Annotated in this window: 26 protein-coding genes; 20 read left to right on the forward strand and 6 right to left on the reverse strand. The window is 71.3% G+C overall.

Annotation, left to right across the window (positions count from 1 at the left end; translation table 11 throughout):
* Positions 1-6 precede the first annotated feature (6 nt).
* Positions 7-1,032 carry an aminoglycoside phosphotransferase family protein gene (locus tag N799_RS05775; RefSeq protein ID WP_036209233.1) on the forward strand — a complete coding sequence of 342 codons (1,026 nt, stop codon included), beginning with the start codon at positions 7-9 and terminating at the stop codon, positions 1,030-1,032.
* Entirely contained in the window at positions 1,029-1,751 is a 723-nt protein-coding gene (gene murU, locus N799_RS05780) for an N-acetylmuramate alpha-1-phosphate uridylyltransferase MurU (RefSeq protein WP_036209236.1), read from the forward strand. Before N799_RS05775 ends, murU begins: the two co-directional genes overlap by 4 nt.
* Positions 1,752-1,758: 7 nt before the next feature.
* Here the strand turns inward: murU and hda are convergent, their stop codons facing one another.
* The 3 genes from hda to N799_RS05795 are packed head-to-tail and all read right to left on the reverse strand — an operon-like array spanning position 1,759 to position 4,714.
* A complete protein-coding gene (gene hda / locus N799_RS05785; protein WP_238978783.1) occupies positions 1,759-2,502 on the reverse strand; it encodes a DnaA regulatory inactivator Hda in 744 nt (247 codons plus the stop codon).
* Complete coding sequence (locus N799_RS05790) at positions 2,499-3,653, reverse strand: AI-2E family transporter (protein WP_036209238.1); 1,155 nt, start codon at positions 3,651-3,653, stop codon at positions 2,499-2,501. Before N799_RS05790 ends, hda begins: the two co-directional genes overlap by 4 nt.
* Positions 3,653-4,714 (reverse strand): DUF2066 domain-containing protein, encoded by a 1,062-nt coding sequence (locus N799_RS05795; protein ID WP_052101272.1) that lies wholly within the window; start codon positions 4,712-4,714, stop codon positions 3,653-3,655. The genes N799_RS05790 and N799_RS05795 overlap by 1 nt, the downstream gene beginning before the upstream one ends.
* Positions 4,715-4,961: 247 nt before the next feature.
* On the opposite strand from N799_RS05795, the gene purM reads away from it, so the two are divergent.
* Genes purM through N799_RS05815 form a run of 4 tightly spaced genes read left to right on the forward strand, consistent with a single transcriptional unit; the run spans position 4,962 to position 8,209 of the window.
* Positions 4,962-5,987 carry a phosphoribosylformylglycinamidine cyclo-ligase gene (gene purM / locus N799_RS05800; protein WP_162473323.1) on the forward strand — a complete coding sequence of 342 codons (1,026 nt, stop codon included), beginning with the start codon at positions 4,962-4,964 and terminating at the stop codon, positions 5,985-5,987.
* A gap of 29 nt (positions 5,988-6,016) precedes the next feature.
* Positions 6,017-6,715, forward strand: coding sequence for a phosphoribosylglycinamide formyltransferase (gene purN, locus N799_RS05805; protein ID WP_052101273.1), 699 nt, complete (start codon positions 6,017-6,019; stop codon positions 6,713-6,715).
* 3 nt (positions 6,716-6,718) lie between these two features.
* Entirely contained in the window at positions 6,719-7,486 is a 768-nt protein-coding gene (locus N799_RS05810) for a DUF3108 domain-containing protein (RefSeq protein WP_052101274.1), read from the forward strand.
* Positions 7,487-8,209, forward strand: a complete 723-nt coding sequence (locus N799_RS05815; RefSeq protein ID WP_052101275.1) for a DUF3108 domain-containing protein — start codon at positions 7,487-7,489, stop codon at positions 8,207-8,209.
* Positions 8,210-8,274: 65 nt separating this feature from the next.
* Here the strand turns inward: N799_RS05815 and murA are convergent, their stop codons facing one another.
* Both murA and N799_RS05825 read right to left on the reverse strand, forming a co-directional pair.
* Positions 8,275-9,531 carry a UDP-N-acetylglucosamine 1-carboxyvinyltransferase gene (gene murA, locus N799_RS05820; RefSeq protein ID WP_036209244.1) on the reverse strand — a complete coding sequence of 419 codons (1,257 nt, stop codon included), beginning with the start codon at positions 9,529-9,531 and terminating at the stop codon, positions 8,275-8,277.
* Positions 9,532-9,536: 5 nt separating this feature from the next.
* Positions 9,537-9,773: a BolA family protein gene (locus tag N799_RS05825; protein WP_036209247.1), complete on the reverse strand. Its 237-nt coding sequence runs from the start codon at positions 9,771-9,773 to the stop codon at positions 9,537-9,539.
* Positions 9,774-9,858: 85 nt separating this feature from the next.
* On the opposite strand from N799_RS05825, the gene N799_RS05830 reads away from it, so the two are divergent.
* The 14 genes from N799_RS05830 to mgtE all read left to right on the forward strand — a co-directional run bounded on the left by N799_RS05830 (position 9,859) and on the right by mgtE (position 21,638).
* Positions 9,859-10,863: a KpsF/GutQ family sugar-phosphate isomerase gene (locus N799_RS05830; protein WP_036209250.1), complete on the forward strand. Its 1,005-nt coding sequence runs from the start codon at positions 9,859-9,861 to the stop codon at positions 10,861-10,863.
* Positions 10,864-10,911: 48 nt separating this feature from the next.
* Positions 10,912-11,508 carry a KdsC family phosphatase gene (locus tag N799_RS05835; protein WP_052101276.1) on the forward strand — a complete coding sequence of 199 codons (597 nt, stop codon included), beginning with the start codon at positions 10,912-10,914 and terminating at the stop codon, positions 11,506-11,508.
* Positions 11,505-12,065 (forward strand): LPS export ABC transporter periplasmic protein LptC, encoded by a 561-nt coding sequence (gene lptC, locus N799_RS05840; RefSeq protein ID WP_036209252.1) that lies wholly within the window; start codon positions 11,505-11,507, stop codon positions 12,063-12,065. Before N799_RS05835 ends, lptC begins: the two co-directional genes overlap by 4 nt.
* Positions 12,055-12,618, forward strand: coding sequence for a lipopolysaccharide transport periplasmic protein LptA (gene lptA, locus N799_RS05845; protein ID WP_052101277.1), 564 nt, complete (start codon positions 12,055-12,057; stop codon positions 12,616-12,618). The genes lptC and lptA overlap by 11 nt, the downstream gene beginning before the upstream one ends.
* Positions 12,618-13,337 (forward strand): LPS export ABC transporter ATP-binding protein, encoded by a 720-nt coding sequence (gene lptB / locus N799_RS05850; protein WP_036209255.1) that lies wholly within the window; start codon positions 12,618-12,620, stop codon positions 13,335-13,337. Before lptA ends, lptB begins: the two co-directional genes overlap by 1 nt.
* An 82-nt stretch (positions 13,338-13,419) precedes the next feature.
* The gene (locus N799_RS05855) at positions 13,420-14,856 is read left to right on the forward strand and encodes an RNA polymerase factor sigma-54 (protein WP_036209258.1); all 1,437 of its coding nucleotides are present in this window, start codon (positions 13,420-13,422) and stop codon (positions 14,854-14,856) included.
* 65 nt (positions 14,857-14,921) lie between these two features.
* Positions 14,922-15,248, forward strand: a complete 327-nt coding sequence (gene hpf, locus N799_RS05860) for a ribosome hibernation-promoting factor, HPF/YfiA family (RefSeq protein ID WP_052101278.1) — start codon at positions 14,922-14,924, stop codon at positions 15,246-15,248.
* A gap of 2 nt (positions 15,249-15,250) precedes the next feature.
* Positions 15,251-15,727 carry a PTS sugar transporter subunit IIA gene (locus N799_RS05865; RefSeq protein WP_036209261.1) on the forward strand — a complete coding sequence of 159 codons (477 nt, stop codon included), beginning with the start codon at positions 15,251-15,253 and terminating at the stop codon, positions 15,725-15,727.
* 8 nt (positions 15,728-15,735) lie between these two features.
* The gene (gene hprK, locus N799_RS05870) at positions 15,736-16,701 is read left to right on the forward strand and encodes an HPr(Ser) kinase/phosphatase (RefSeq protein ID WP_036209264.1); all 966 of its coding nucleotides are present in this window, start codon (positions 15,736-15,738) and stop codon (positions 16,699-16,701) included.
* Between the two features lies 1 nt (position 16,702).
* Positions 16,703-17,581, forward strand: coding sequence for an RNase adapter RapZ (gene rapZ, locus N799_RS05875; protein ID WP_036209267.1), 879 nt, complete (start codon positions 16,703-16,705; stop codon positions 17,579-17,581).
* Positions 17,582-17,644: 63 nt separating this feature from the next.
* A complete protein-coding gene (locus tag N799_RS05880) occupies positions 17,645-18,037 on the forward strand; it encodes a PTS sugar transporter subunit IIA (RefSeq protein WP_036209270.1) in 393 nt (130 codons plus the stop codon).
* Positions 18,038-18,158: 121 nt separating this feature from the next.
* Entirely contained in the window at positions 18,159-18,428 is a 270-nt protein-coding gene (locus N799_RS05885) for an HPr family phosphocarrier protein (RefSeq protein ID WP_036209273.1), read from the forward strand.
* Positions 18,429-18,435: 7 nt separating this feature from the next.
* Complete coding sequence (gene ptsP / locus N799_RS05890) at positions 18,436-20,157, forward strand: phosphoenolpyruvate--protein phosphotransferase (protein WP_036209275.1); 1,722 nt, start codon at positions 18,436-18,438, stop codon at positions 20,155-20,157.
* Between the two features lie 119 nt (positions 20,158-20,276).
* Positions 20,277-21,638 carry a magnesium transporter gene (mgtE, locus tag N799_RS05895; RefSeq protein WP_036209278.1) on the forward strand — a complete coding sequence of 454 codons (1,362 nt, stop codon included), beginning with the start codon at positions 20,277-20,279 and terminating at the stop codon, positions 21,636-21,638.
* 33 nt (positions 21,639-21,671) lie between these two features.
* Here the strand turns inward: mgtE and N799_RS05900 are convergent, their stop codons facing one another.
* A complete protein-coding gene (locus N799_RS05900; RefSeq protein WP_081974713.1) occupies positions 21,672-22,709 on the reverse strand; it encodes an integron integrase in 1,038 nt (345 codons plus the stop codon).
* Positions 22,710-23,098 lie beyond the last annotated feature (389 nt).

Raw genomic sequence — 23,098 nt, forward strand, 5'->3', positions numbered from 1 at the left:
GCCTGCATGACCCTGCCTGCCGAAGACCGTCCCGATCGCGCCGCCGCGCGCCTGGCCTGGGCGCGCGCCGCCACCGGCGACGCGACGCTCGAACTCGTACGTGCGTCCACCGACGCCGGCTTCCGCAGCTACTGGCGGGCGGCCACACCCGGCGGCGACGCCGCCAGCGTGATCGTGATGGATTCGCCGCCCGACAAGGAGGACGTGCGGCCGTGGCTGCGCATCGGCGAGCTGCTCGGGCGCGGCGGCGTGCGCGTGCCGCGCGTGCTCGCGCGCGACCTCGACGCCGGCTTCCTACTGCTGGAGGACCTCGGCGCCGACACCTACCTGCACGTGATCCACGCCGAAAACGCCGACGCGCTGTTCGACGCCGCGATCGGCCAGCTGCTCAAACTGCAGGCGATCGACTGCCCTGCCGACCTGCCGGCCTACGACGAGCCGATGCTCGCGCGCGAACTCGGCCTGTTCGACGAGTGGTACCTCGGCCGCCACCTCGGCGTGACCCTCGATTGCGGCGATCTTGAGCGCCTCGAAGCGGTGTACCGGTTCCTGGTCGACGCCGCGCTGGCACAGCCGCAGGTGCTGGTGCACCGCGACTTCATGCCGCGCAACCTGATGCCGGTGCCCACCGGCGAAGACGGCCCGGCGGTGCTGGACTTCCAGGACGCCGTGCGCGGGCCCATCGCCTACGACGCGCTGAGCCTGTTCAAGGACGCCTTCCTGAGCTGGCCGGAGGCGAGCGTGTCGGACTGGCTCGACCGCTACCACGCACGCGCCACCGCCGCCGGCCTGCCGGTGCCGCCGCTGGTGCGCTTCCGCCGCGACGCCGACCTGATCGGCGTTCAGCGCCACCTCAAGGTGATCGGCATCTTCGCCCGCCTGCACCACCGCGACGGCAAGTCGAAGTACCTGGCCGACGTGCCGCGCTTCTTCGGCTACCTCGACGAAGTGCTGCCGCGCTACCCCGAACTCGCCCCGCTGGTGGCGGTCATCGAGCGCCACGTGCGACCGGCGCTGGCCGCCGACCGATGAGCACGAGGCGGGCGCTGATCCTCGCGGCCGGGCTGGGCGAGCGGATGCGCCCGCTGACCCTGCACACCCCCAAGCCGCTGCTGGAGGCCGGCGGCCGGCCGCTGATCGGCTGGCACCTGGAAAAACTGGCCGCCGCCGGCGTCCGCGAGGTGGTGGTCAACACCAGCTGGCTGGCCGGGCGCTTCCCCGAAATGCTCGGCGACGGCAGCCGCTGGGGCCTGACGATCCGCTACTCGTTCGAAGGCCCCGAGCCGCTGGAGACCGGCGGCGGCATGTGGCACGCGCTGCGCCTGCTCGGCCGCGACGAGCCGTTCATCGCGGTCAACGGCGACATCTGGAGCGACGTCGACTACGCGGGCCTGCCGCGCGAACCGGCCGGCGACGCCCACCTCGTGCTGGTCGACAACCCCGCGCACCACCCGGCTGGCGATTTCGCGCTCGACGGCGACTTGGTGCGGGCCGACGGCGACGCGCGCCTGACCTTTGCCGGTATCGGTGTGTACCGGGCCTCGTTGCTGGATGGCTGGCGCGAGGTGATCGGCCCGGCCGACGGCGCCGACCGTGAGCCGCCGCGCTTCCGCCTCGCCCCGCTGCTGCGCGCCGCGATGGCGCGAGGGCGCGTCAGCGGCGAGCACCATCGTGGCCAGTGGACCGACGTCGGCACCCCACAGCGGCTGGAAGAACTCGACGCCCGCCTGCGCGGCACGCCGCATCCGTAGGAGCGCTTCAGCCGCCCAGCACCTGCCGCAGGAACGGCACCGTGATCCGCCGCTGCGCCGCCAGCGAGGCGCGGTCCAGCCGGTCCAGCAGCGCGGTCAGGCCGCCGAGGTCGCGGCCGACCCGCCGCAGCAGCCAGTCCAGCGCCGGTGCCTCCAGCTCCCAGCCGCGGCGGCGTGCGCGCTGGCGCAGGACTTCGCCGCGGCCGTCGTCGTCGAGCGGCTGCAGCGCCACGCGTGCGCACTGCGACAGCCGCGACCGCAGGTCGGGCAACTGCAGTCCGAGTGTTTCGGGGTTCACCCGCGACGCGTAGATGATCCGCGTGCCCGCCGCGCGCGCCCGGTTGTGTGCATGGAACAGCGCCACCTCGTCGTCGCGCCGGCCGGCGATCGCATCGAGTCCGTCCAGCACGACCAGCTCATGCCCTTCAAGCGCGTCGAGCGCCTCGGCCAGGCGACCCGCGGCGGCGGCGAGCGGCAGGTAGGCGGCACGCCGCCCGGCCTCGCCCGCCTCCGCGCACGACGCCAGCAGCAGATGCGTCTTGCCGGTCCCCGCCGGCCCGCAGACCAGCAGCCAGTCGTCGCTGTCGCCGCGGGCCAGCCCGCGCAGTTGCGCGAGCACCGCCGGCGGTGCGCCGACGAAGGTTTCCAGGCGCTGGTCGGGCGGTGCCTTCAGGGCAAGCGGCAGTTGCGGCACCTGTGCGGCCGCGGACGCCGGCGACGACGACCCCGCGCCGGATTGCGGCGGTTTCACTCGGCCTCCGGCTCCCGCGGGTAGAGCTGCGCCGCGTGCGGCTGGTCGACCACGATCGCCGGGTGGTCGCCGGCATACAGGCGGCTGTGGGTGTAGCGCTCCTGCGCGTAACGCAGCAACACGTTGGCCACCGCCGCCACCGGCAGCGCCAGCAGCATGCCGAGGAACCCGAACAGCTGCCCGCCCGCCAGCACCGCGAAGATCACCGCCACCGGATGCAGGCCGATGCGGTCGCCCACGAGCTTCGGCGTCAGCCAGTAGCTCTCGATCACCTGGCCGATGCCGAACACCGCCAGCACCCCGGCCACGTGCTGCCACGTGCCGTACTGCACCAGCGCCGCGATGCAGCCCAGCACGATGCCACTGGCCGGCCCGAGATACGGCACGAAGGTCAACAGCCCCGCGATGATGCCGATCAGGATCCCCAGGTCGAGGCCGACCGCCCACAGCCCGACGCCGTACATCACGCCGAGGATCAGCATCACCATGAACTGCCCGCGCAGGAAGCCGCCGAGCACCTCGCTGGACTCGCGCGCCAGGCGGCTCACGGTGACGATGTGGTCACGGGGCACGAGCGCGGCGATCCGCGCGACCAGCAGGTCCCAGTCGCGCAGGAAGAAGAACGTGATCACCGGCAGCAGCACGATGTTGGCAACCCACGCCAGCAGCGCGAAGCCCGAGCGCGACATGTAGCCCAGCAGCGTGGTGGCGAAGCCGCCGGCACGCTCCCAGTTGCTGCGCACCAGCTCGATCAGCCGGTTGAGGTCGAACCAGCCGGTGATGTCGAAGCCGGTGCGGGCCTCCACCCACGGCAGCGCGGTGCCGACGAACCACGCCCGGTAGGCCGGCAGCGACGTGATCAGGGTCGCCACCTGGTCCTCGATGGTCGGCACCAGCAGCACCAGCCCCAGCAGCACCACCAGCGCCATCGCGGTGAACACCAGCGCCACCGAGACGTTGCGGCTGCGGCCGGCGCGCTCCAGCCGGTCGACCAGCGGGTCGCCCAGCCAGGCCAGCATCGCCGCCAGCACGAACGGGGTCAGGATCGGCGCCAGCAGCCACAGCAGCCAGCACACGAACAGGCCGAGCGCGGCCCATTGCAGCCGCCGCAGGAACCGGGCGATGTCGTCCAGCGCAGGGGAATGGTCCATCAGAGCATCCGGTAGACCGGCTCACCGCCTTCGACGGTGGCATCGGCCAGCACGTCGCCGCCCGCCACCAGCCGGTTGAAGCCGGATACGCCGGAGATCAGTTCGACATCGAACGCGACCGAGCCGGGCGTGGCCTGCAGCGGGGTCAGCCCGCGCACCACCGCCAGCCGCTGCAGGTAGCCGGACAGGCGCACGTAGTCGTCGGCGCTGTCGAGGCCGGTGAAGGCGATCCGGTAGGTGCCGGCCGGCCCGGTTTCGGGCGCCTTGGCGTAACGCTCCATCAGTGCATCGGCGGCGCCGTCGGCACCGGTGGCCATCACCCGCAGTGCGTTGCCACCGGTTTCCGACCAGCGCGACAGCACGCGGCCGTCATCGACGAAGATCCAGTCGGCCTTCCAGCCGCCGTCGTGCCGGTAGAGCTTGCCGATCAACTGCATCGGCGGGCTGTAGCGGCGCGAGGCGCGTGCCACGGCGGCGGTATCGCCGCGCCAGATCGCGCCGACCAGTGCGTTCTCTGCGGCACTGCCATTGGGCAGGCCGAGCCGGAACCCGCGCTGCTCGGCGCGCTGCAGCGTGGTGCGCGCGGCGGCGGCCTTCGGCAGGCCGACCAGCTTCGGTCCGGTGCCGTCGTCGATCGCCAGCCACAGCACCGGCTTCGGGCGCGGCTGCGGCCACACCGGCAGGCCCAGCGCGGCGGCGAGCGAATCGACCTGCTCGCGGTCGAAGCGCACCACCAGGGTGGTCTTGAAGCTCGGCGCGCCGCTGGCCGACACACCCTCGTCCTGGCGGTAGTCGTAACCCTCGACATAGCGACCGGCCTGGCGCAACTCCTGGCCGACCCCCGGGCGCGAGGCGGCGGTGCGGTCGCCCGACAGCTTGCCCAGCACCTGCGCCAGCGCACGGGCGAACGCCGCGTCGCGCTCGCCGGCGCCCTGCCCGTTGACCTCGACTTCGGCCGAGTACACGCCCCGCGCCGCCGCGCGGTCGCCTTCGACCCGCTGCGCCTGCGCCGCGAACGTCGCCAGCAGCAGCGCGAACGCCAGCGCGAATGCCCCGGCCATGCGGGGGAGCCCGCGCCGAGCCCGCTCGCGGCCCGGCCGCCGGCCTGCCGCGTCGATTGCCATACCTGTGGACGCCATCGCTGTCCTGCCGCTGGGGGAGTCCGGAAATGGTGCCGCACGGGCGCCGGGACGTCCATTGAAGCGCCATGACAGCCGTCGCGCGACGGAGGCCGCTGGTAGAATCGCCGGTCTCCCCGCGCCAATCGAGTCCGCCGTGACCGCTCCCAACCCGCCCCGCCCGACGCCCATGACCTACCGCGACGCGGGGGTCGACATCGACGCCGGCAACGAGCTGGTCGAGCGCATCAAGCCGCTGGTCAAGCGCAGCTTCCGGCCCGAGGTGATGGGCGGGCTGGGCGGCTTCGGCGCGCTGTTCGACCTGTCCGGCAAGTACCGCGAGCCGGTGCTGGTGTCGGGTACCGACGGGGTCGGCACCAAGCTGAAACTGGCCCAGCAGCTGGGCCGCCACGACACCATCGGCATCGACCTGGTCGGCATGTGCGTCAACGACGTGCTGGTGCAGGGCGCAGAGCCGCTGTTCTTCCTCGACTACTTCGCCACCGGCAAGCTCGACATCGACACCGCCGCGGCGGTCGTCGGCGGCATCGCGAAGGGCTGCGAGGAGGCCGGCTGCGCGCTGATCGGCGGCGAGACGGCCGAGATGCCCGACATGTACGGCCCCGGCGAGTACGACCTGGCCGGCTTCACCGTCGGCGCGGTCGAAAAGTCGCAACTGCGCGACGGCGCCCGGGTCGAGGCCGGCGACGTGCTGATCGGCATCGCCTCGTCCGGTCCGCACTCCAACGGCTACTCGCTGATCCGGCGGATCCTCGAACGCGCCGGCAACGTTGACGACGTCGAGGTCGGCGGGGTCAAGCTGCTCGACGCGCTGATGGCGCCGACCCGCCTGTACGTGAAGCCCGTGCTGGAGCTGCTGCGCGGCGCGCATGGCGGGTCGGTGCACGCGATGGCGCACATCACCGGCGGCGGACTGTCGGAGAACATCATCCGCGTCGTCCCCGACGGGCTGGGCCTGCGGGTCGACGCGTCGGCCATCGAACTGCCGCCGGTGTTCCAGTGGCTGCAGCGCGAGGGCGCGGTCGAGGACGCCGAGATGTGGCGCACCTTCAACTGCGGCATCGGCTTCGTGCTGGTGGTGCCACCGGGCGACGCGGCCGCGATCGGCGCCGAGCTGGACCGCATGTCGCTGCCGCACCGGCGCATCGGCGAGGTGGTCGCCGCGGACGGCGGCGAGCGCGTGCGGATCGCCTGACCCACCCCGCGGGCTTCGCCACGGACGCCATGGATCGCGCGCCATTCCGCATCGCCGTGCTCGCCTCGGGCACCGGCAGCAACCTGCAGGCCATCATCGACGCGATCGCCGGCGGCCACCTGCCCGCACAACTCGCCGGGGTGTTCTCCGATCGCCCGGCCGCGCCGGCGCTGGAGCGCGCGCGCGTGGCCGGCGTCCCGGCCGTGGCCGTGCGCCCACGGGATTTCGCCAACCGGCTGGAGTTCGATGAACACCTGTTCAGCCGGGTCGATTCCGTTCATCCCGACCTCATCGTCTGTGCGGGATACATGCGCCTGGTCAGCGAGCTCGCGGTGACCGCACGGCCGGGCCGGATGATCAACATCCATCCGTCCCTGCTACCGGCATTCAAGGGCCTGCACACCCACCGGCAGGCGCTGGACGCCGGGGTGGCCGAGCACGGCGCCAGTGTCCACTTCGTGTCGCCCGAACTCGACGGCGGCCCGGTGATCGCGCAGGCGCGGGTGCTGGTGCTGCCCGGCGACGACGAGGCCACGCTGGCGGCGCGGGTGCTGCGACGCGAGCATCCGCTGCTGCTGGCCACCCTGCAGTTGCTGGCGCACCGCCGGCTGCTGCTGGACGGCAACCGCGTGCTCCTGGACGGCCAACCGCTCGCGCATCCGCTGCAACTGACCGACGACAACGCAACGCTCCAGCCACCTGACCCGATCAATCCACCGGCCTACTGACTTATGCGCATCCGCCTGCTCGCCTTCGCCCTCGCCCTGTTGCCGTTCGCGGCCGTCGCCCAGGAGGCGCAGCCGGTCGCGGCGCCCGCCGCCGGCGACATCGTCGAGGCGCCGGCACCGGAACTGGAACCATTCGTCGCCAGCTACCTGGTCTACAAGGGCGGCAAGCAGCTCGGCGAAGCGACCATGCAACTGGTCCGCCAGCAGCCGCCGCGCTGGCGGGTCGACCTGGTGATGCGCGGTACCCGCGGCCTGATCGGGCTGGCCGGGATCAACGCCGAGCAGAGCACCGTGTTCTACGAAGCCGGCGAAACTTACCGCCCGCTGAGCCAGGCGACGGTCAACAAGACCGTGTTCACCCGCAAGCAAACCATCGGTGTCTACGATTGGTCGTCCCGCAGTGCGCGCTGGAGCGGCGAGGTCAAGGAGCACCGCCGCGGCCCGATCGCGCTGCAGGACGGCGACATGACCGGCCTGCTGATCAACCTCGCGGTGATCCGCGATGCACAGCCCGGCGCGACGCTGCAGTACCGCTTCGTCGACGACGGCCGTACCCGCAACCACGTGTACACCGTTGCCGAACAGCTCGACAGCATCAACGTCGGCGGCCTGGGCTACAAGGCGATGAAGGCCACCCGGGCCAAGGACGAAAACGAGGAGACGGTGATCTGGGTGGCGAAGAACGTGCCGACCCCGATCCGCATCCTCCAGCGTGAAAACGGCGAGGACACCTATGACCTCCGCCTGGTCGAATACAAGGGAGTCGAATAGATGCCTGTAAACGAGTCCAACCAGAACCGGCCGACCCCGCTGCGCGCGCGCCGCTGGCTCGCCGCCGCCGGCACTGCCGTAGTGCTGGTCGCGGCCAGTGCCCCCGCGCTGGCGATCGAGCCGTTCACGGCCAACTACCAGGCCACCTACATGGGCATGAAGGCCGACGGCCGGATGGTCCTCGCCGAGGCCGGCGACAACCGCTGGCGCTACAGCCTCGACATCAGCAACTCGCTGGCCTCGCTGAGCCAGAAGACCACCTTCGAGGAGCACAACGGCAAGTGGCGCCCGCTGAGCAGCAGCGACACATCGAAGGTGCTGGTCAAGAAGTCCGACAAGCAGGCCGAGTACGACTGGGGCGCCGGCGTGGCGCGCTGGAGCGGCGACGTGAAGGAGGACCGCTCGGCGCCGATCAAGCTGCAGCCGGGTGACATGGACGCGCTGATGATCAACCTCGCGCTGGTGCGCGACGTCGAGGCCGGCAAGCCGCTGAAGTACCGCATGGTCGACAACGGCCGGGTCAAGCAGATGAGCTACAAGGTCGCCGGCACCGAGCAGATCAGCGTCGGCGGTGAGAAGAAGCAGGCGACCAAGGTCGTCAACACCGACGGCGACAAGCAGACCATCGCCTGGGTGGTCGACGGCATGCCGGTGCCGGCGCGGATCCTGCAGCGCAAGGATGGCGAGGACGCGATCGACCTGCGGGTGACTTCGGTCGACTGAGGCTCCGCCACCCGGTGAAACGAAAAAGCCCCGCGATCGCGGGGCTTTTTCATGCCTGGCCAGCGTCAGTCGATGCGGCGGATCCGGGCACCGAGGCCCGACAGCTTCTCCTCGATGTTCTCGTAGCCGCGGTCGAGGTGGTAGATGCGGTCGATCGTGGTGCTGCCGTCGGCCACCAGCCCGGCCAGGATCAGCGAGGCCGAGGCGCGCAGGTCGGTCGCCATCACCGGCGCGCCGCTGAGCCGCTCCACCCCGCGCACCACCGCGGTGTGGCCGTCGACGCGGATGTCGGCACCCAGGCGCAGCAGCTCGTTGACGTGCATGAAGCGGTTTTCGAAGATCGTCTCGTTGATCACGCCGACGCCGTCGGCAACGCAGTTCAGCGCCATGAACTGCGCCTGCATGTCGGTCGGGAACGCCGGGTGCGGCGCGGTGGTGATGTTGACCGCCTTCGGCCGCCGGCCCTGCATGTCGAGGGTGATGCGGTCGCCGTCGCAATCCAACTGCGCGCCGGCCTCGGCCAGCTTGGCCAGCACCGCCTTCATCGTGTCGGGACGCGCGCGGCGTGCGGTGATGCGGCCGCCGGTCATCGCCGCGGCGACCAGGAAGGTGCCCGCCTCGATCCGGTCCGGCACCACCGAGTGCCTGCCGCCGTGCAGGCGATCGACCCCCTCGACCACGATCCGGCCGGTACCGGCACCCTCGATCCGCGCACCCATTGCCGTCAGGCAGTCGGCCAGGTCGACGATCTCCGGCTCCATCGCCGCGTTTTCCAGCACCGTCGTGCCTTCGGCCAGGGTCGCGGCCATCAGCACGTTCTCGGTCGCGCCGACGCTGACCATCTCGAACACGTGGCGGCCGCCGCGCAGCCGGTCGGCGCGCGCCTTGATGAAACCGTTCTCGACCGTGACCGTCGCGCCCAGCGTCTGCAGGCCCTTGATGTGCAGGTCGACCGGCCGCGAGCCGATCGCGCAGCCGCCCGGCAGCGACACCTCGGCGTGGCCGTAGCGCGCCAGCAGCGGGCCGAGCACCAGCACCGAGGCGCGCATCGTGCGCACCAGCTCGTACGGCGCGACCTGGCTGTGCACCGTGGTCGGGTCGACCGTGATGCCGTAGCGTTCGTCGATGCTGATGCCGGCGCCGATCTCCGCCAGCAGCTTGGCGGTGGTGACCACGTCGTGCAGGTGCGGCACGTTGCTGATCTCGACCGGTGCGTCGGCCAACAAGGTCGCGCACAGGATCGGCAGCACCGCGTTCTTCGCGCCGGAGATCTGGACTTCACCGTCCAGCGCGACCCCGCCTTCGACCACGATCTTCTGCATGGCGGTCAGCCGCGCCCGGCTTCGGCCGGGGTCAGGGTCTTCAGCGCCAGCGCGTGGATCTCGCCGCCCATCCGCTCGCCCAGCGTGGCGTAGACCATCCGGTGGCGCGCCAGCGGCAGCTTGCCGGCGAACGCCTCGCACACCACGGTCGCCTCGAAATGCACGCCATCGTCACCCTGCACCTCCACGGTGGCGCCCGGAAGGCCTTGTTCGATCAGGGTCTGGATGGTCTGGGGATTCACGGCAGGTTTCGCTCTCGGCAACGGGCAGACGCGGGATTGCGCTTACACTAGCCAGTCAGCCTAGCGGAAAGCCCCAGCGCGGAAAATGGCACACCCCGAAACGGCCACCCCCACCCCGCCCGCCGCCGGTTTCGCCGACAGCGGCAAGCGCGTGTTCCGGATCGAAGCCGAGGCCCTGGCCGCCGTCGGCGACCGCCTCGATGGCGACTTCAGCGCCGCCTGCGGGCTGATGCTCGAAGCCCGCGGCCGCGTGGTCTGCACCGGCATGGGCAAGTCCGGCCACGTCGCCCGCAAGATCGCCGCGACCATGGCGTCGACCGGCACCCCGGCGTTCTACGTCCACCCCGGCGAGGCCGGCCACGGCGACCTCGGCATGATCACCGACGCCGACGTGGTGCTCGCGCTGTCGTACTCGGGCGAGAGCGACGAGGTGCTGATGCTGCTGCCGGTGCTCAAGCGCCAGGGCAACCGGCTGATCACGATGACCGGCCGGGCGCAGTCCAGCCTCGCCCGCGCGGCTGACGTCCACCTCGACGTCAGCGTTCCGGCCGAAGCCTGCCCGATCGACCTCGCCCCGACCTCCAGCACCACCGCCTCGCTGGCGATGGGCGACGCGCTGGCGGTGGCGCTGATGGAGGCGCGCGGCTTCACCGCCGACGACTTCGCCCGCTCGCACCCGGCCGGCGCGCTTGGCCGCAAGCTGCTGCTGCACATCGCCGACGTCATGCACGGCGGCGACGAAGTGCCCCGGGTCGGCGCCGACGCCACCGTCAGCGAGGCGCTGGTGGAGATGAGCCACAAGCGCCTGGGCATGACCGCCATAGTCGACGGCGACGGCCGCCTGCTCGGCCTCTACACCGACGGCGACCTGCGCCGCAGCCTCGACGATGCGAAGGTCGACCTGCGCAATACGCGCATCGACCAGGTGATGACGCGCGCGCCGCGGACCATCGGCCCGGACGCGCTGGCGGTCGAGGCGGCGCAGCTGATGGAGCAGCACAAGATCAGCGGCCTGCTGGTGGTCGATGCCGACCGCCGCGTGGTCGGTGCGCTCAATATTCACGACCTGTTGCGCGCGCGGGTGGTTTAACGGCCCGCGTGCCGGCCCGCCGCGCCCCTCGACCGACACAGGACCCCCGTGCCCCACGACTCCGCTCCCCACGACAGCCGCAACGACTGCCCCGCCCCGGTCCGCGAACGTGCCGCCCGCGTCCGGCTGGCCTGCTTCGACGTCGACGGCACGCTGACCGACGGCCGCCTGCTGTTCGACACCGACGGCCGCGAGCTCAAGGCCTTCCACGTCCACGACGGACTCGGCCTGGTGCTGCTGCGCAAGGCGGGGATCGAGGTCGCCTTCATCACCGCGCGCGCCAGCACGATCGTCGAGCAGCGCGCGGCCGAGCTCGGCATCACCGAGGTGCACACCGCGGTCAAGGACAAGCTGGCACGGGTCGGCGAGATCGCCGGGCGGCTCGGCATCGGCATGGACGAGGTGGCCTTCATGGGCGACGACCTGCCGGACCTGCGGGTGATGCTGCAGGTCGGGCTGGCGGCCGCCCCCGCGGGCGCGCACCCGTGGGTCGGCGAGCGCGTGCGCTGGCGCAGCGCGGTACCGGCCGGGCTGGGCGCGGTGCGCGAGTTCTGCGACATGCTGCTGTCGGCGCAGGGCCGGGTCGACGCGCTGCTGGAGGAGGTCACCCGGGTCGAGGGCATGCGCGTGGAGGGCAACGCATGAGCTGGCGCGCGATCGTCTCCGCGGTGCTGCTGGTGGTCGCGCTGGCCAGCGGCTGGGCGCTGTGGTCGGACCGCGACGCTGCGGTCGAGCGCGTGGCCGCACCCGGCGGGCGTCCCGACTACGTGCTGCACGATTTCGAGCTGGTCGCGCTGGACGCGCAGGGCCACGAGTCGTTCACCCTGCGGGCACCGCGCCTTGCGCGCGACCCGGGCGACAAGACCATGGAGATCTCGACCCCGCTGTTCCTGATCCCGCCCAGGGACGGCTCCGGCGACGCGTGGCAGGTCACCGCGCAGCACGGCTGGGTCAGTGCCGGCGGCGACGAGCTGCGCCTGCGGGACTCGGTCAAGGCCGAGAGCGACGGCAGCACCGGCGCCCCGGTCGTGATGACCACCGAGCAGCTGAACGTATTCCCCGAGGCCGACCGCGTGGCGTCGCCCGTGGCGGTCTCCATTAACAGGCCCGGTTCTATACTCCGCGGCGTTGGCCTCGAGGTGAACCTGGCCAGCAAGCAGTACACGCTCCAATCCGAGGTCAATTCCCGCTATGTCCGATAACGCCGCCCGGCACACCCTGTTGTGCCTCTGCGCCGCCCTCGCCGTGCTGGCCAGCCCGCTGGCCGACGCGCGCCGCTCCGACCGCGCCAAGGCGATGGAAGTCACCGCCGGCATGCAGCAGGGCACGCTCGACGACAGCACCCCGACCGTGCTGTCCGGCGGCGTCACCATCGACCAGGGCACGCTGCACACCGAGGCCGCGCGCGCCGAAATCAGCACCCGGGGCGGCGAGATCACCCGCGTGGTGCTGACCGGCAGCCCGGCGCGCCTGCGGCAGGAGCTCGACGACGGCACGCCGATGAACGCGGTCGCCAACCGGATCGACTACAACGTCAGCAACGAGACCGTGGTGTTCACCGGCAACGTCGACATCAAGCAGCCGCGCGGCTCGCTGGCCGGCGAGCGGGTGGTCTACAACATGTCGACCGGGCAGGTCACCAGCGGCGGCGAAGGCAACGGCCGGGTCCGCATGCGGATCCTGCCGAAGACCGGTGCCGGCACGGCGGAGCCGGCGAAGAACGACGACGCCGACAGCCCGGCGGAGGGCGGCTGATGCTGGTCGCGCAGGGGCTGCGCAAGAGTTACCGCTCGCGCGAGGTCGTCCGCGACTTCGGGCTGACGCTCGATGCCGGCGAAGTCGTCGGCCTGCTGGGTCCCAACGGCGCCGGCAAGACCACCTGCTTCTACATGATCGTCGGCCTCGTGCCGGCCGATGCCGGGCAGATCAAGCTGGACGGCAAGGACATCACCAGCGACCCGATGTACGTGCGCTCCAAGTACGGCGTCGGCTACCTGCCGCAGGAACCGTCGGTGTTCCGCAAGCTCAGCGTCGCCGACAACATCATGACCGTGCTCGAGCTGCGCGACGACCTCGACAAGGCCGGCCGCGAACGCGAGCTGGCGGCGCTGATGGACGAGCTGCAGGTGACCCACGTCGCCGACCAGCTCGGCGCCAGCCTGTCGGGCGGCGAGCGGCGCCGGGTCGAGATCGCCCGCGCGCTCGCCGGCAAGCCGCGGCTGATGCTGCTGGACGAGCCGTTCGCCGGCGTCGACCCGATTTCGGTCGGCGAGATCCAGCGGATCGTGAGCCACCTCAAGAATCGCGGCATCGGCGTGCTCATCACCGACCACAACGTCCGTGAAACCTTGGGAATCTGCGACCGCGCGTATATCCTCAACGAAGGCAGCGTGCTTGCGCAGGGGGCTCCGGAGGCACTGCTGGCCGATCCCGACGTCCGTCGCGTCTATCTGGGCGAAACCTTCCGCCTGTAGCCCCAGGGCTCGACCGGTGCATGCACCGGCATGATGCAGCGCAGCGGCCGTCGCCTGTTTCCGGCCGCGTTGTTCCCACATCATGAAGCCCCGCCTCCAAGCCTCCCTCGGACAACACCTGGTCATGACGCCGCAGTTGCAGCAGGCAATCCGCCTGTTGCAGCTCTCGGCGGCCGAGCTGGAAGCCGAGCTGGCCACCGCGGTGGAGTCCAACCCGCTGCTTGACTGGACCGAGTCGGCCATTGGCACCGCCACCTCGCCGGCCGGCGACGGCGACGCCCCGGCCGGCCCCGACGTCACCGTCACCGTCACCGACACCGCGCCGCCGGCCGAGGCCGACTGGACCGGCAGCGACGGCGACACCTGGTACCAGCGCACCGGCCCGGCCGACCCCGACGACGACGGCCTGCTGGCCGAGCAGGTCGCCGAGCCGGAGACCCTGCACGACCACCTGCTGTGGCAGCTGCACCTCAGCCCGCTGTCGCCGCGCGACCGCCGGATCGCCGCGGCGCTGATCGAGTCGATCGACGACGACGGTTACCTGCGCGAGCCGCTGGAATCGATCGCCGCGACCCTCGATCGCGAGCTGAACGCGGGTTGCGACGAGATCCGCACCGCGCTGTGCCAGATCCAGCGGTTCGACCCGGCCGGCGTCGGCGCGCGCGACCTCGGCGAATGCCTGCGCCTGCAACTGCAGACGCTCGACGAGGACACCCCGGGCCGCACACTGGCTTATGAGCTGGCCGACGGCCCGCTGGAACGGTTGCCGAAGATCGGCGCGGCCGGCCTCGCCGCGGAAATGAAGCTGCCGCTGGCGGAGGTCGAGACCGCGGTGCAGCTGTTGCGCTCGCTCGACCCGCGCCCGGGTGCGCAGATTGGCGCGATCGCCACCGACACCTACGTCACCCCCGACGTCGTGATCTGGCGCCAGCACGGGGTCTGGCGGGTCGCACTGTCGGAGAGCATGCGCCCGCGCATCAGCATCCACCGCGGCTACGAAAGCATGATCCAGCACGCCAGCGCGGCCGATGCCAGCTACCTCAAGGGCCACCTGCAGGAGGCGCGCTGGCTGCTCAAGAGCCTCGAAGCGCGCGGCGACACCCTGCTCAAGGTCAGCCGCTGCCTGCTCAAGCAGCAGGCCGCCTTCCTCGAGTTCGGCGATGGCGCGCTGCGGCCGCTGACCCTGCGCGAGGTCGCCGCCGACATCGGCCTGCACGAATCCACCGTCTCGCGCGCGATCGCCCGCAAGTACGCGCGCACGCCCCGCGGCACCATCCCGCTGCGCGCGTTCTTCGCCTCCGGCATCGGCACCGGCAACGGCGGCGAGGCGTCCAGCACCGCGATCCAGTCGATGATCCGGCAGTTGATCGAGGCCGAGAACCCGCGCAAACCGCTGTCCGACGCACGCCTGGCCGAGACCCTCAAGGCCACCGGTGTACCGGTCGCGCGCCGCACCGTGGCCAAGTACCGGGAGGCGATGAGCATCCCCTCCTCGCAGGACCGCGTACGCATGGGTTGAGGGCGGGAAACGCGGCCGGTTGGGCTATGCTGGAACCCCAGTCGCCACGTAGGAGGAGCATCCCGATGCGTATCGAAACCCACGGCCAGGACATCGAGGTCACCGCCGCCCTCCGCGACTACGTTGAAACACGGCTGGAGCGCCTGCAGCGCCATTTCGACCAGCCATTCGAAGTGCGCACCCTGCTCCGCCTCGACAAGCCCGACCACCGCGCCGAGGCGACCATCAACCTGGCCGGCAGGACCCTGCACGCCGACGCCGCCGCGATCGACATGTACGCCGCGATCGACCTGCTGGCCGACAAGCTCGACCGCCTGCTGATGAAGCACAAGGAGCGCCAGGTCGACCACCACCGCGGCGCCGGCCTGGCCCGCGGCGGCGAGTTCGGCTGACCATGCCGTTGCACGACTGGCTCAGCCCCGGGCGCGTCGCGATCATCGACGCGCCGGTGGACCGGGCCGGCGCCATCGATGCCGCGGCACGCCTGCTGGGCGACGACGGCCAGGCCGCGGCGATCGGCGAGAGCCTGCACGCGCGTGAACGCCTGGCCAGCACCGGGATCGGCCACGGCGTGGCCTTCCCGCACGGCCGCGTCCCGGAACTCGAGCGCAGCCGCGGGGCCTTCCTGCGGCTGGCCCCGCCGGTCGATTTCAACGCCGCCGACGGCGAGCCGGTCGACCTGCTGCTGGCGATGGCGGTGCCCGAACACGCCCTGCAGGAGCACCTGCAGCAACTGGCCGAGCTGGCCGAACGCTTCGGCGACCCGCGGTTCCGCGAGCGCCTGCGCGAGGCCGCCAACGTCGACGAACTGCGTGAGTGCCTGCTCGCGCCGGCCGACCCGCCGCGCCGCGCGGCCGAAGCGGGGCGCTGACGATGCCGATGTCGAATGCCCGCATCACCGCCGGCGAGCTCTTCGAGCGCCAGCGCGAGCGCCTGGACCTGCGCTGGATCGCCGGCCAGGATGGCGCCGAGCGCTTCCTCGAGGCGGTCGAGACGGTCGCCCGCCGGCCCTCGCTGGCCGGCTACCTCAATGCCATCTACCCCAACAAGGTGCAGATCCTCGGCACCGAGGAACTGGCCTGGCTGGACTCGCTCGATTCCCGCCACCGCTGGGAAACGATCGAGAAGATCATCCAGTTCCGACCGCTCGCGCTGGTCATCAGCAAGGGCCAGGACGCCCCGGCCGACCTCGTCGAGGCCGCCGAGGAGTCGCGCACGCCGCTGTGGGGCTCGACCCGGCGCGGCCACGAGCTGCTGAATTACCTGCAGTACCACCTCGCCCGCACGCTGGCGCCGCGGGTCACCCTGCACGGCGTGTTCATGGAGATCTACTCGATCGGCGTGCTGATCACCGGCGACTCCGGTGCCGGCAAGAGCGAGCTGGCGCTGGAGCTGATCAGCCGCGGCCACCGGCTGGTCGCCGACGACGCGCCGGAGTTCACCCAGATCGCCCCCGACGTGCTCGACGGCACCTGCCCGGAGATGATCCAGGACCTGCTGGAAGTGCGCGGCCTGGGCGTGCTCAACATCCGCGAGATGTTCGGCGACACCGCGGTGAAGGCCAACAAGTACCTGCGCCTGATCATCCACCTGACCCGCCCCGGCCACGAGCGCAGCGACAACGCCGAGCCGACCGGGCTGGAGCGCCTGACCGGCGAGAACAGCGCGCGCCGCGTGCTCGACCTCGACGTGCCGACCACCACCCTGCCGGTGATGCCCGGCCGCAACCTCGCGGTGCTGGCCGAGGCCGCCACCCGCCTGCACAGCCTGCGGATGAAGGGCATGGACCCGGCGGCGGCGTTCATCGCGCGGCACAGCAACTTCCTCGAACGCGGCGACTTCTGACATGGCCATCGCCCCCCACGCCACCCTGGTGATCGTCAGCGGCATGTCCGGCTCGGGCAAGTCGGTCGCGCTGCGGACCTTCGAGGACCTGGGCTACTACTGCGTCGACAACCTGCCGGCCGAGCTGCTGCCGCAGTTCGTGCGCAGCGCCACCGGCGACGGCGCGGTCGCCGCCAAGCTCGCGGTCGGGATCGACGTGCGCAACAGCCACAGCGACCTGAGCAACCTGCCGGCCTGGCTGTCGGCGGTCGGCGAGCTGGGCCTGGACCCGCGCCTGATCTATTTCGAAAGCCGCGACGACGTGCTGCTCAAGCGCTACGCCGACACCCGCCGGCGCCACCCGCTGAGCAACCTCGGACTGTCGCTGGCGGACGCCATCGCGCTCGAGCGCCAGGTGCTGAAGCCGCTGCGGCAGCTGGCCGACATCGTGCTCGACACCAGCGACCTCAACGTCCACCAGATGCGCCGCCGGGTGATCACCGAGTTCGGCCTCGGCGACGACAGCTCCGTCTCGCTGCTGTTCGAATCCTTCGCCTACCGCCGCGGGGTGCCGGCCGACGCCGACTTCGTGTTCGACGCCCGCTGCCTGCCCAACCCGCATTGGGACCCGGTGCTGCGCCCGCTGTCGGGCCGCGATGCCGCCGTCGCCGAGCACCTCGACGCCCAGCCCGAGGCCGACGCCTACGCGAGCGAGGTCACCCGCTTCCTCGACACCTGGCTGCCGCGGATGAAGTCCGACTCCACCCGCAGCTACATCACGGTGGCGTTCGGCTGCACCGGCGGCCGCCACCGCTCGGTCTACCTGGCCGAGCGACTGGCCGCCCACGCCCGCGCGACGGGCTGGGACGAGGTCGCCGTGCACCACCGCGAACTGGACTGAAAAACCGCCATCGCGCGGGCCACCGGCTTCCCGCCTCCGATGCCGGTCTGCTAACTTGGCGCAATGGCCGTCGGCGTCCTCCTCATCACCCATCCGGGCATTGGCAGCGCGACGGTCGCGGTGGCGACGCGGTTGCTGCGGTCGCTGCCGCTGCGCTGCGAGGCGCTGGAAGTCCCGTTCGACGGCGACCCCGACGCGCTGTTGCCGCAGGCCAGCGCGGCGCTGCGGCGGGTCGACGGCGGCGACGGCGTGCTGGTGCTGACCGACCTGTACGGCGCGACGCCCAGCAACCTGGCGGCGAAGGTCGCGCGGCTCGGCACACCGGTGCGGCGCGTCTCGGCGCTGAGCCTGCCGATGCTGCTGCGGGTGATGAACTACGCCGAGCTCACGCTCGACGAACTGCCGGCGGTCGCGGCCGCCGGCGCGCGCAACGGCGTGCTGATGGACGACGCCTGACCCCGGGCGCCACCAGCGGCGTTGATGGAGACCCTGCCGGCCGCCGTCCAGCGGAAGGCACCGGCCGGCAGCACCAGCGGCAGGAACCACCGGCCATCCCCCGGGCCACAGGAACAACGCCATGATCGAACGAGAACTGACCGTATCCAACCGCCTCGGGCTGCACGCCCGGGCCACCGCGAAGCTGGTGCAACTGCTGTCGCCGTACCGCTGCAACGTCACGCTGATCGCCAAGGGCCGCGAGGTCAACGCCAAGAGCATCATGGGCGTGATGCTGCTGGCCGCCGGCCAGGGCACGCCGGTCAGGCTGCGGGTCGACGGCGAGGACGAGGCGGTCGCGGCCGACGCCGTCGCCGCGCTGTTCGAGCGCCGCTTCGACGAAGACCAGTAACCGCGGCGTGCGGCAGGAATTCACCGGGCTGGGAGCATCGCGCGGCAGCGCGCTGGGGCGTGCGCGCGTGCGCCTGCCGCACGTGCTGGACGTCATCGAGGAGCGCATCGAGGCCGACGCGGTCGCGCCCGAGCTGGCCCGCCTGCACGGCGCCATCGCCAAGGTCCGGGCGGAAATGCACGCCCTGCGCGAGCGCCTGCACGGCGCGCTGATGCACGAGGTCGGCGAGTTCCTCGACCTGCATGCGCTGCTGCTGGACGACCCCGAGCTGCTGCAGGGCCTGGACGGCCTGATCCGCGACGACCGCTACAGCGCCGACTACGCCCTGCGGCTGCAGCGCGACCGCATCGCCGCGGTGTTCGAGGCGATGGACGACCCCTACTTCCAGAGCCGCGTCGACGACGTCGACCAGGTGATCGGACGCATCCACGCCGCCCTGCACCGGCGCGACGAGGTGATGGCCGGCGTCGCCGGCGAGATCCTGGTCACCGACAACGTCGCCCCGGCCGAACTGGCGCAACTGCAGGCGCAGGGCGTGGTGGCGATCGTCACCAGCGCCGGCAGCGCGCTGTCGCACAGCGCGATCCTGGCGCGCAGCCTGCACCTGCCGCTGGTGGTCGGCGCCGTCGGCATCCTGCAGCGGGTCAACGACGGCGACGCGCTGGTGGTCGACGGCGGCACCGGCTGGGTGGTGCTGGAACCCGCGCCGGACGACCTGCGCCGCCACCGCGAGCGCGAGCGCGTCTACGCCCGCGAGCTGCGTGAACTCAACCGCATGCGCCGCGAGCCGAACCGCACGCGCGACGGCACCGAGATCGACCTGTACGCCAACGCCGAGTCGCGCGAGGACGTGGCCGAAGCCCACGCACTGGGCGCGACCGGGATCGGCCTGTACCGCACCGAGTTCCTGTTCCTGCAGCGCATGGAGCTGCCCGACGAGGACGAGCAGTTCCACGCCTACCGCGACGTGATCCTGGGCATGAGCGGCCGCCCGGTGACGATCCGGATGCTCGACCTGGGCGCCGACAAGGCAGACCGCACCGGCCTGGCGCTGCGCGACGAGCCCAACCCGGCGCTCGGCCTGCGCGGCGTGCGCCTGTCGCTGGCCCGCCCGGCCCTGCTGGAAACCCAGCTGCGCGCCCTGCTGCGTGCGTCCGGCTACGGGCCGCTGCGGATCCTGCTGCCGATGATCAGCAGCCGCGAGGAGGTGCGCACGATGCGCGCGCACATGATGCGGATCGCGCGCGACCTGCGCAGCGAGGGCCACGAGATCGCCGACTACGTCGCGCTGGGCGCGATGATCGAGATCCCGGCCGCCGCGCTGGCCCTGCCGACCTTCATCGGCGGGGTCGACTTCCTGTCGATCGGCACCAACGACCTGATCCAGTACCTGCTCGCCGCCGACCGCAACAACGACGCCCTCGGCGAGCTGTACACGCCGCTGCACCCGGCGGTGGTGCGGATGCTGCGCGACCTGATCCGGCTGGCCCGCGCGCGCAACCGGCCGATCGCGGTGTGCGGCGAGATCGCCGGCGACGCCCGCTTCGCGCCGATGCTGCTGGCGCTCGGGCTGGAGCAGTTCAGCCTGCACCCCAGCACCCTGCTGGAAGTGCGGCGGACGATCCGCAACTGCGACATCGACCGCCTGCGTGCCAACGCCCCGGCCCTGCTGCGCGCCCGCGAACGGTCCGACATCGAGCGCTGGATCGAGGCCCAGCGCGGCCATTGATGCGCCGCCCGTCTGGGCATGGCCGGCGCCAATGGCGATAATGCCGCGATGAACACCTGACGCCGGTCGCATCCGTCACCACGGCTGCGGCCTTCCGCCCGACCCGACCCGGAGTCCGCATGGCCGAGGCCGTCCGCCACGACAAGACCGCGCGCCAGCTGCGACTGCTCTCCGACGCGCTCGACAGCGGGCGCCTCGGGCCGGTCAAGCGGCTGGTCAACACCCTCTCCCCGGCCGAGATCGGCAACCTGCTGGAGTCGCTGCCGCACGGCAAGCGCGTGGTGGTGTGGGGCCTGGTCGACCCCGAGGACGACGGCGAGGTGCTGGTCCACGTCGGCGACGAGGTGCGCGAGAGCCTGCTGGCCGACATGGACCCGGACGAGATCGTCGCCGCGGTCGAGGACCTCGACATCGACGACCTCGCCGACCTGGTCGAGGACCTGCCGGGCACCGTCATCGACGAAGTGCTCAAGTCGATGGACCGCGACAACCGCGAGCGGCTGGAGCAGGTGCTGTCCTACCCCGAGGACACCGCCGGCCGCCTGATGAACCCCGACGTGGTGACGGTGCGCGCCGACACCACCGTCGACGTGGTGCTGCGGTACCTGCGCCTGCGCGGCGAGTTGCCCGAGCACACCGACTACCTGTACGTGGTCAGCCGCCGCCACCAGTACCTGGGCCGGATCGGCCTGGCGCAGCTGCTGACCCACGAGGCCGGCACCCCGATCAACCAGCTGATCGACAGCGAGCAGCCCGCGTTCGACGTCGACGAGTCCGCCGCCGAGGTCGCCCGCCAGTTCTCCGACCACGACTGGCTGAGCGCGCCGGTGGTGGACGACAACCACGTGCTGCTGGGCCGCATCACCGTCGACGACGTGGTCGACATCATCCGCGAGCAGGCCGAGCACCAGGCCCTGAGCGCGGCCGGCCTGGACGAGGACGAGGACCTGTTCAGCCCGGCCCGTCGCGCGTTCCGGCGGCGGCTGGTGTGGCTGGGCATCAACCTGGCGACGGCGTTCATCGCCGCCGGCGTGATCGGCCGGTTCGAGGCCGCCATCGAGGAGATCGTCGCGCTGGCGATCCTGATGCCGATCGTTGCCGGCATGGGCGGCAACGCCGGCACCCAGGTGCTGGCGCTGATGATCCGCGGCCTCGCGCTCGGCCAGATCGGCGGCTCCAACGTCAGGATCCTGCTGCGCAAGGAGCTCGGCGTGGCGCTGATCAACGGGCTGGCGCTCGGCATCGGGCTCGGCCTGATCGTGCTGCTGTGGTTCCGCGACCCGATGCTGTCGCTGGTGATCGGCACCGCGCTGACCATCAACCTGCTGACGGCCGCGGCCGGCGGCGTGCTGGTGCCGCTGACCCTCAAGCGGCTCGGCTTCGACCCGGCGCTTGCCGGCGGCGTGGTGCTGACCACCCTGACCGACGTGATGGGTTTCCTCGGGTTCCTCGGGCTGGCGACGCTGATCCTGCTGCGCTGACCGGCGGTTGCCCGACACCCTGCCGCCGGCCGGTCAATCGCGGTCCAGCGGGCTCAGCACCCCGCCCGCACCGCGCCCGAGGACGTGGGTGTAGATCTGCGTGGTCGCCACGTCCTTGTGGCCGAGCAGCTCCTGCACCGTGCGGATGTCGTGGCCCGACTCCAGCAGGTGGGTCGCGAACGAATGGCGCAGGGTGTGGCAGGTCGCGGGCTTGTCGATGCCCGCCCGCATCCGCGCGGTCTTGACCGCCCGCTGCAGCACCGCCTCGTCGACGTGATGGCGCCGTTTGTTGCCCGAACGCGGGTCCAGCGAGTGCCGCGGCGAGGGAAACACGTACTGCCAGCCGAACTCGCGCCCCGCATTGACGTACTTGCGGGCGAGCGCGTGCGGCAGATGCACCTCGCCCAGCCCGAGCAGCAGGTCCTGCCCGTGGATCACCCGGACCCGCTCAACCTGCTCGTGCAGGCGCCCGTGCAGTTTGCGCGGCAGCGGCACGCGCCGGTCCTTGCCACCCTTGCCGTTGCGCACGCAGATCTCGTTGCGGCCGAAGTCGACGTCCTTGACCCGCAGCCGCACACACTCCATCAACCGCATCCCCGTCCCGTAGAGCAACGCACCCATCAGCGAGACCTGCCCATCCAGCAGCGCGAGCAGGCGTGTCACCTCGTCGCGCGACAGCACCACCGGGATCTTCTGCGGCCGCTTGGCCCGCACCACCGACTCCATCCACGGCAGGTCGATCCCCAGCACCTGCCGGTACAGGAACAGCAGCGCGGACAGCGCCTGGTTCTGCGTGCTCGCCGCCACGTCGTCCTGTGTCGCCAGCGCCGAGAGGAATGCCTCGACCTCGACGATGCCCATGTCGCGCGGGTGCCGCCTGCCGTTGGCGACGATGAAACGGCGGATCCAGTACAGATAGACCCGTTCGGTACGCAGGCTGTAATGCTTGAGCCGGCAGCGCTCGCGGACCTGGTCGAGCAGGCGTGGGGGGCGGGCGCGAGGTTTCGGGGTCGTCGGTGGCCGCGGATCGCGGCGACCGGATAACACCTCATCTTCGGGGTGATAAGACATGACACCTCACTATTGCTGCGTTTCTCCGGAGTGTCCGGACCCAAGACGTTCGCAGGAAGCGGGCAAGTGGTTGATGTCGTGTAGGATTTGACTGATTGACGACGCCGGTGGGCCGGCGGACCATCTGATAACACCCCGGTTTGGGGATCTACTAAGTGTTAGAGGCCATGGAAAAGTTGTCGCGGCTCTTGATTCTAGTAGCGCTACTAGTCGGTCCTAGTTTGGCGCTTGCCGGGGAGCTTCTTGTAATTGGCCATGTCGATCTGGTGACAGTCCTGCCAAAGGGACACATTCGCTGCGAGATCCCATGTCCGCCCGACACGATTTGTGTCTCCAATAGCTGCGGATGCGCTGAAGCAACTATCCAGGCCCAGCAAACCTTGATCGGC

The sequence above is a fragment of the Lysobacter arseniciresistens ZS79 genome (assembly GCF_000768335.1).
In the GTDB taxonomy this organism is placed as follows: domain Bacteria; phylum Pseudomonadota; class Gammaproteobacteria; order Xanthomonadales; family Xanthomonadaceae; genus Novilysobacter; species Novilysobacter arseniciresistens.

What these genes read in the sequence shown, in the direction of transcription:
- purN (WP_052101273.1), top strand. Translation starts at nt 6,017, where the DNA reads ATGGATCGCGCGCCATTCCGCATCGCCGTGCTCGCCTCGGGCACCGGC.
- N799_RS05865 (WP_036209261.1), top strand. Translation starts at nt 15,251, where the DNA reads ATGCCGTTGCACGACTGGCTCAGCCCCGGGCGCGTCGCGATCATCGAC.
- N799_RS05795 (WP_052101272.1), bottom strand. Translation starts at nt 4,714, where the DNA reads ATGGCCGGGGCATTCGCGCTGGCGTTCGCGCTGCTGCTGGCGACGTTC.
- hpf (WP_052101278.1), top strand. Translation starts at nt 14,922, where the DNA reads ATGCGTATCGAAACCCACGGCCAGGACATCGAGGTCACCGCCGCCCTC.
- N799_RS05880 (WP_036209270.1), top strand. Translation starts at nt 17,645, where the DNA reads ATGGCCGTCGGCGTCCTCCTCATCACCCATCCGGGCATTGGCAGCGCG.
- N799_RS05855 (WP_036209258.1), top strand. Translation starts at nt 13,420, where the DNA reads ATGAAGCCCCGCCTCCAAGCCTCCCTCGGACAACACCTGGTCATGACG.
- N799_RS05815 (WP_052101275.1), top strand. Translation starts at nt 7,487, where the DNA reads ATGCCTGTAAACGAGTCCAACCAGAACCGGCCGACCCCGCTGCGCGCG.
- N799_RS05790 (WP_036209238.1), bottom strand. Translation starts at nt 3,653, where the DNA reads ATGGACCATTCCCCTGCGCTGGACGACATCGCCCGGTTCCTGCGGCGG.
- murA (WP_036209244.1), bottom strand. Translation starts at nt 9,531, where the DNA reads ATGCAGAAGATCGTGGTCGAAGGCGGGGTCGCGCTGGACGGTGAAGTC.
- N799_RS05885 (WP_036209273.1), top strand. Translation starts at nt 18,159, where the DNA reads ATGATCGAACGAGAACTGACCGTATCCAACCGCCTCGGGCTGCACGCC.
- N799_RS05810 (WP_052101274.1), top strand. Translation starts at nt 6,719, where the DNA reads ATGCGCATCCGCCTGCTCGCCTTCGCCCTCGCCCTGTTGCCGTTCGCG.
- mgtE (WP_036209278.1), top strand. Translation starts at nt 20,277, where the DNA reads ATGGCCGAGGCCGTCCGCCACGACAAGACCGCGCGCCAGCTGCGACTG.
- purM (WP_162473323.1), top strand. Translation starts at nt 4,962, where the DNA reads ATGACCTACCGCGACGCGGGGGTCGACATCGACGCCGGCAACGAGCTG.
- murU (WP_036209236.1), top strand. Translation starts at nt 1,029, where the DNA reads ATGAGCACGAGGCGGGCGCTGATCCTCGCGGCCGGGCTGGGCGAGCGG.
- N799_RS05830 (WP_036209250.1), top strand. Translation starts at nt 9,859, where the DNA reads ATGGCACACCCCGAAACGGCCACCCCCACCCCGCCCGCCGCCGGTTTC.
- lptC (WP_036209252.1), top strand. Translation starts at nt 11,505, where the DNA reads ATGAGCTGGCGCGCGATCGTCTCCGCGGTGCTGCTGGTGGTCGCGCTG.
- lptB (WP_036209255.1), top strand. Translation starts at nt 12,618, where the DNA reads ATGCTGGTCGCGCAGGGGCTGCGCAAGAGTTACCGCTCGCGCGAGGTC.
- hprK (WP_036209264.1), top strand. Translation starts at nt 15,736, where the DNA reads ATGTCGAATGCCCGCATCACCGCCGGCGAGCTCTTCGAGCGCCAGCGC.
- lptA (WP_052101277.1), top strand. Translation starts at nt 12,055, where the DNA reads ATGTCCGATAACGCCGCCCGGCACACCCTGTTGTGCCTCTGCGCCGCC.
- N799_RS05775 (WP_036209233.1), top strand. Translation starts at nt 7, where the DNA reads ATGACCCTGCCTGCCGAAGACCGTCCCGATCGCGCCGCCGCGCGCCTG.
- rapZ (WP_036209267.1), top strand. Translation starts at nt 16,703, where the DNA reads ATGGCCATCGCCCCCCACGCCACCCTGGTGATCGTCAGCGGCATGTCC.
- N799_RS05900 (WP_081974713.1), bottom strand. Translation starts at nt 22,709, where the DNA reads ATGTCTTATCACCCCGAAGATGAGGTGTTATCCGGTCGCCGCGATCCG.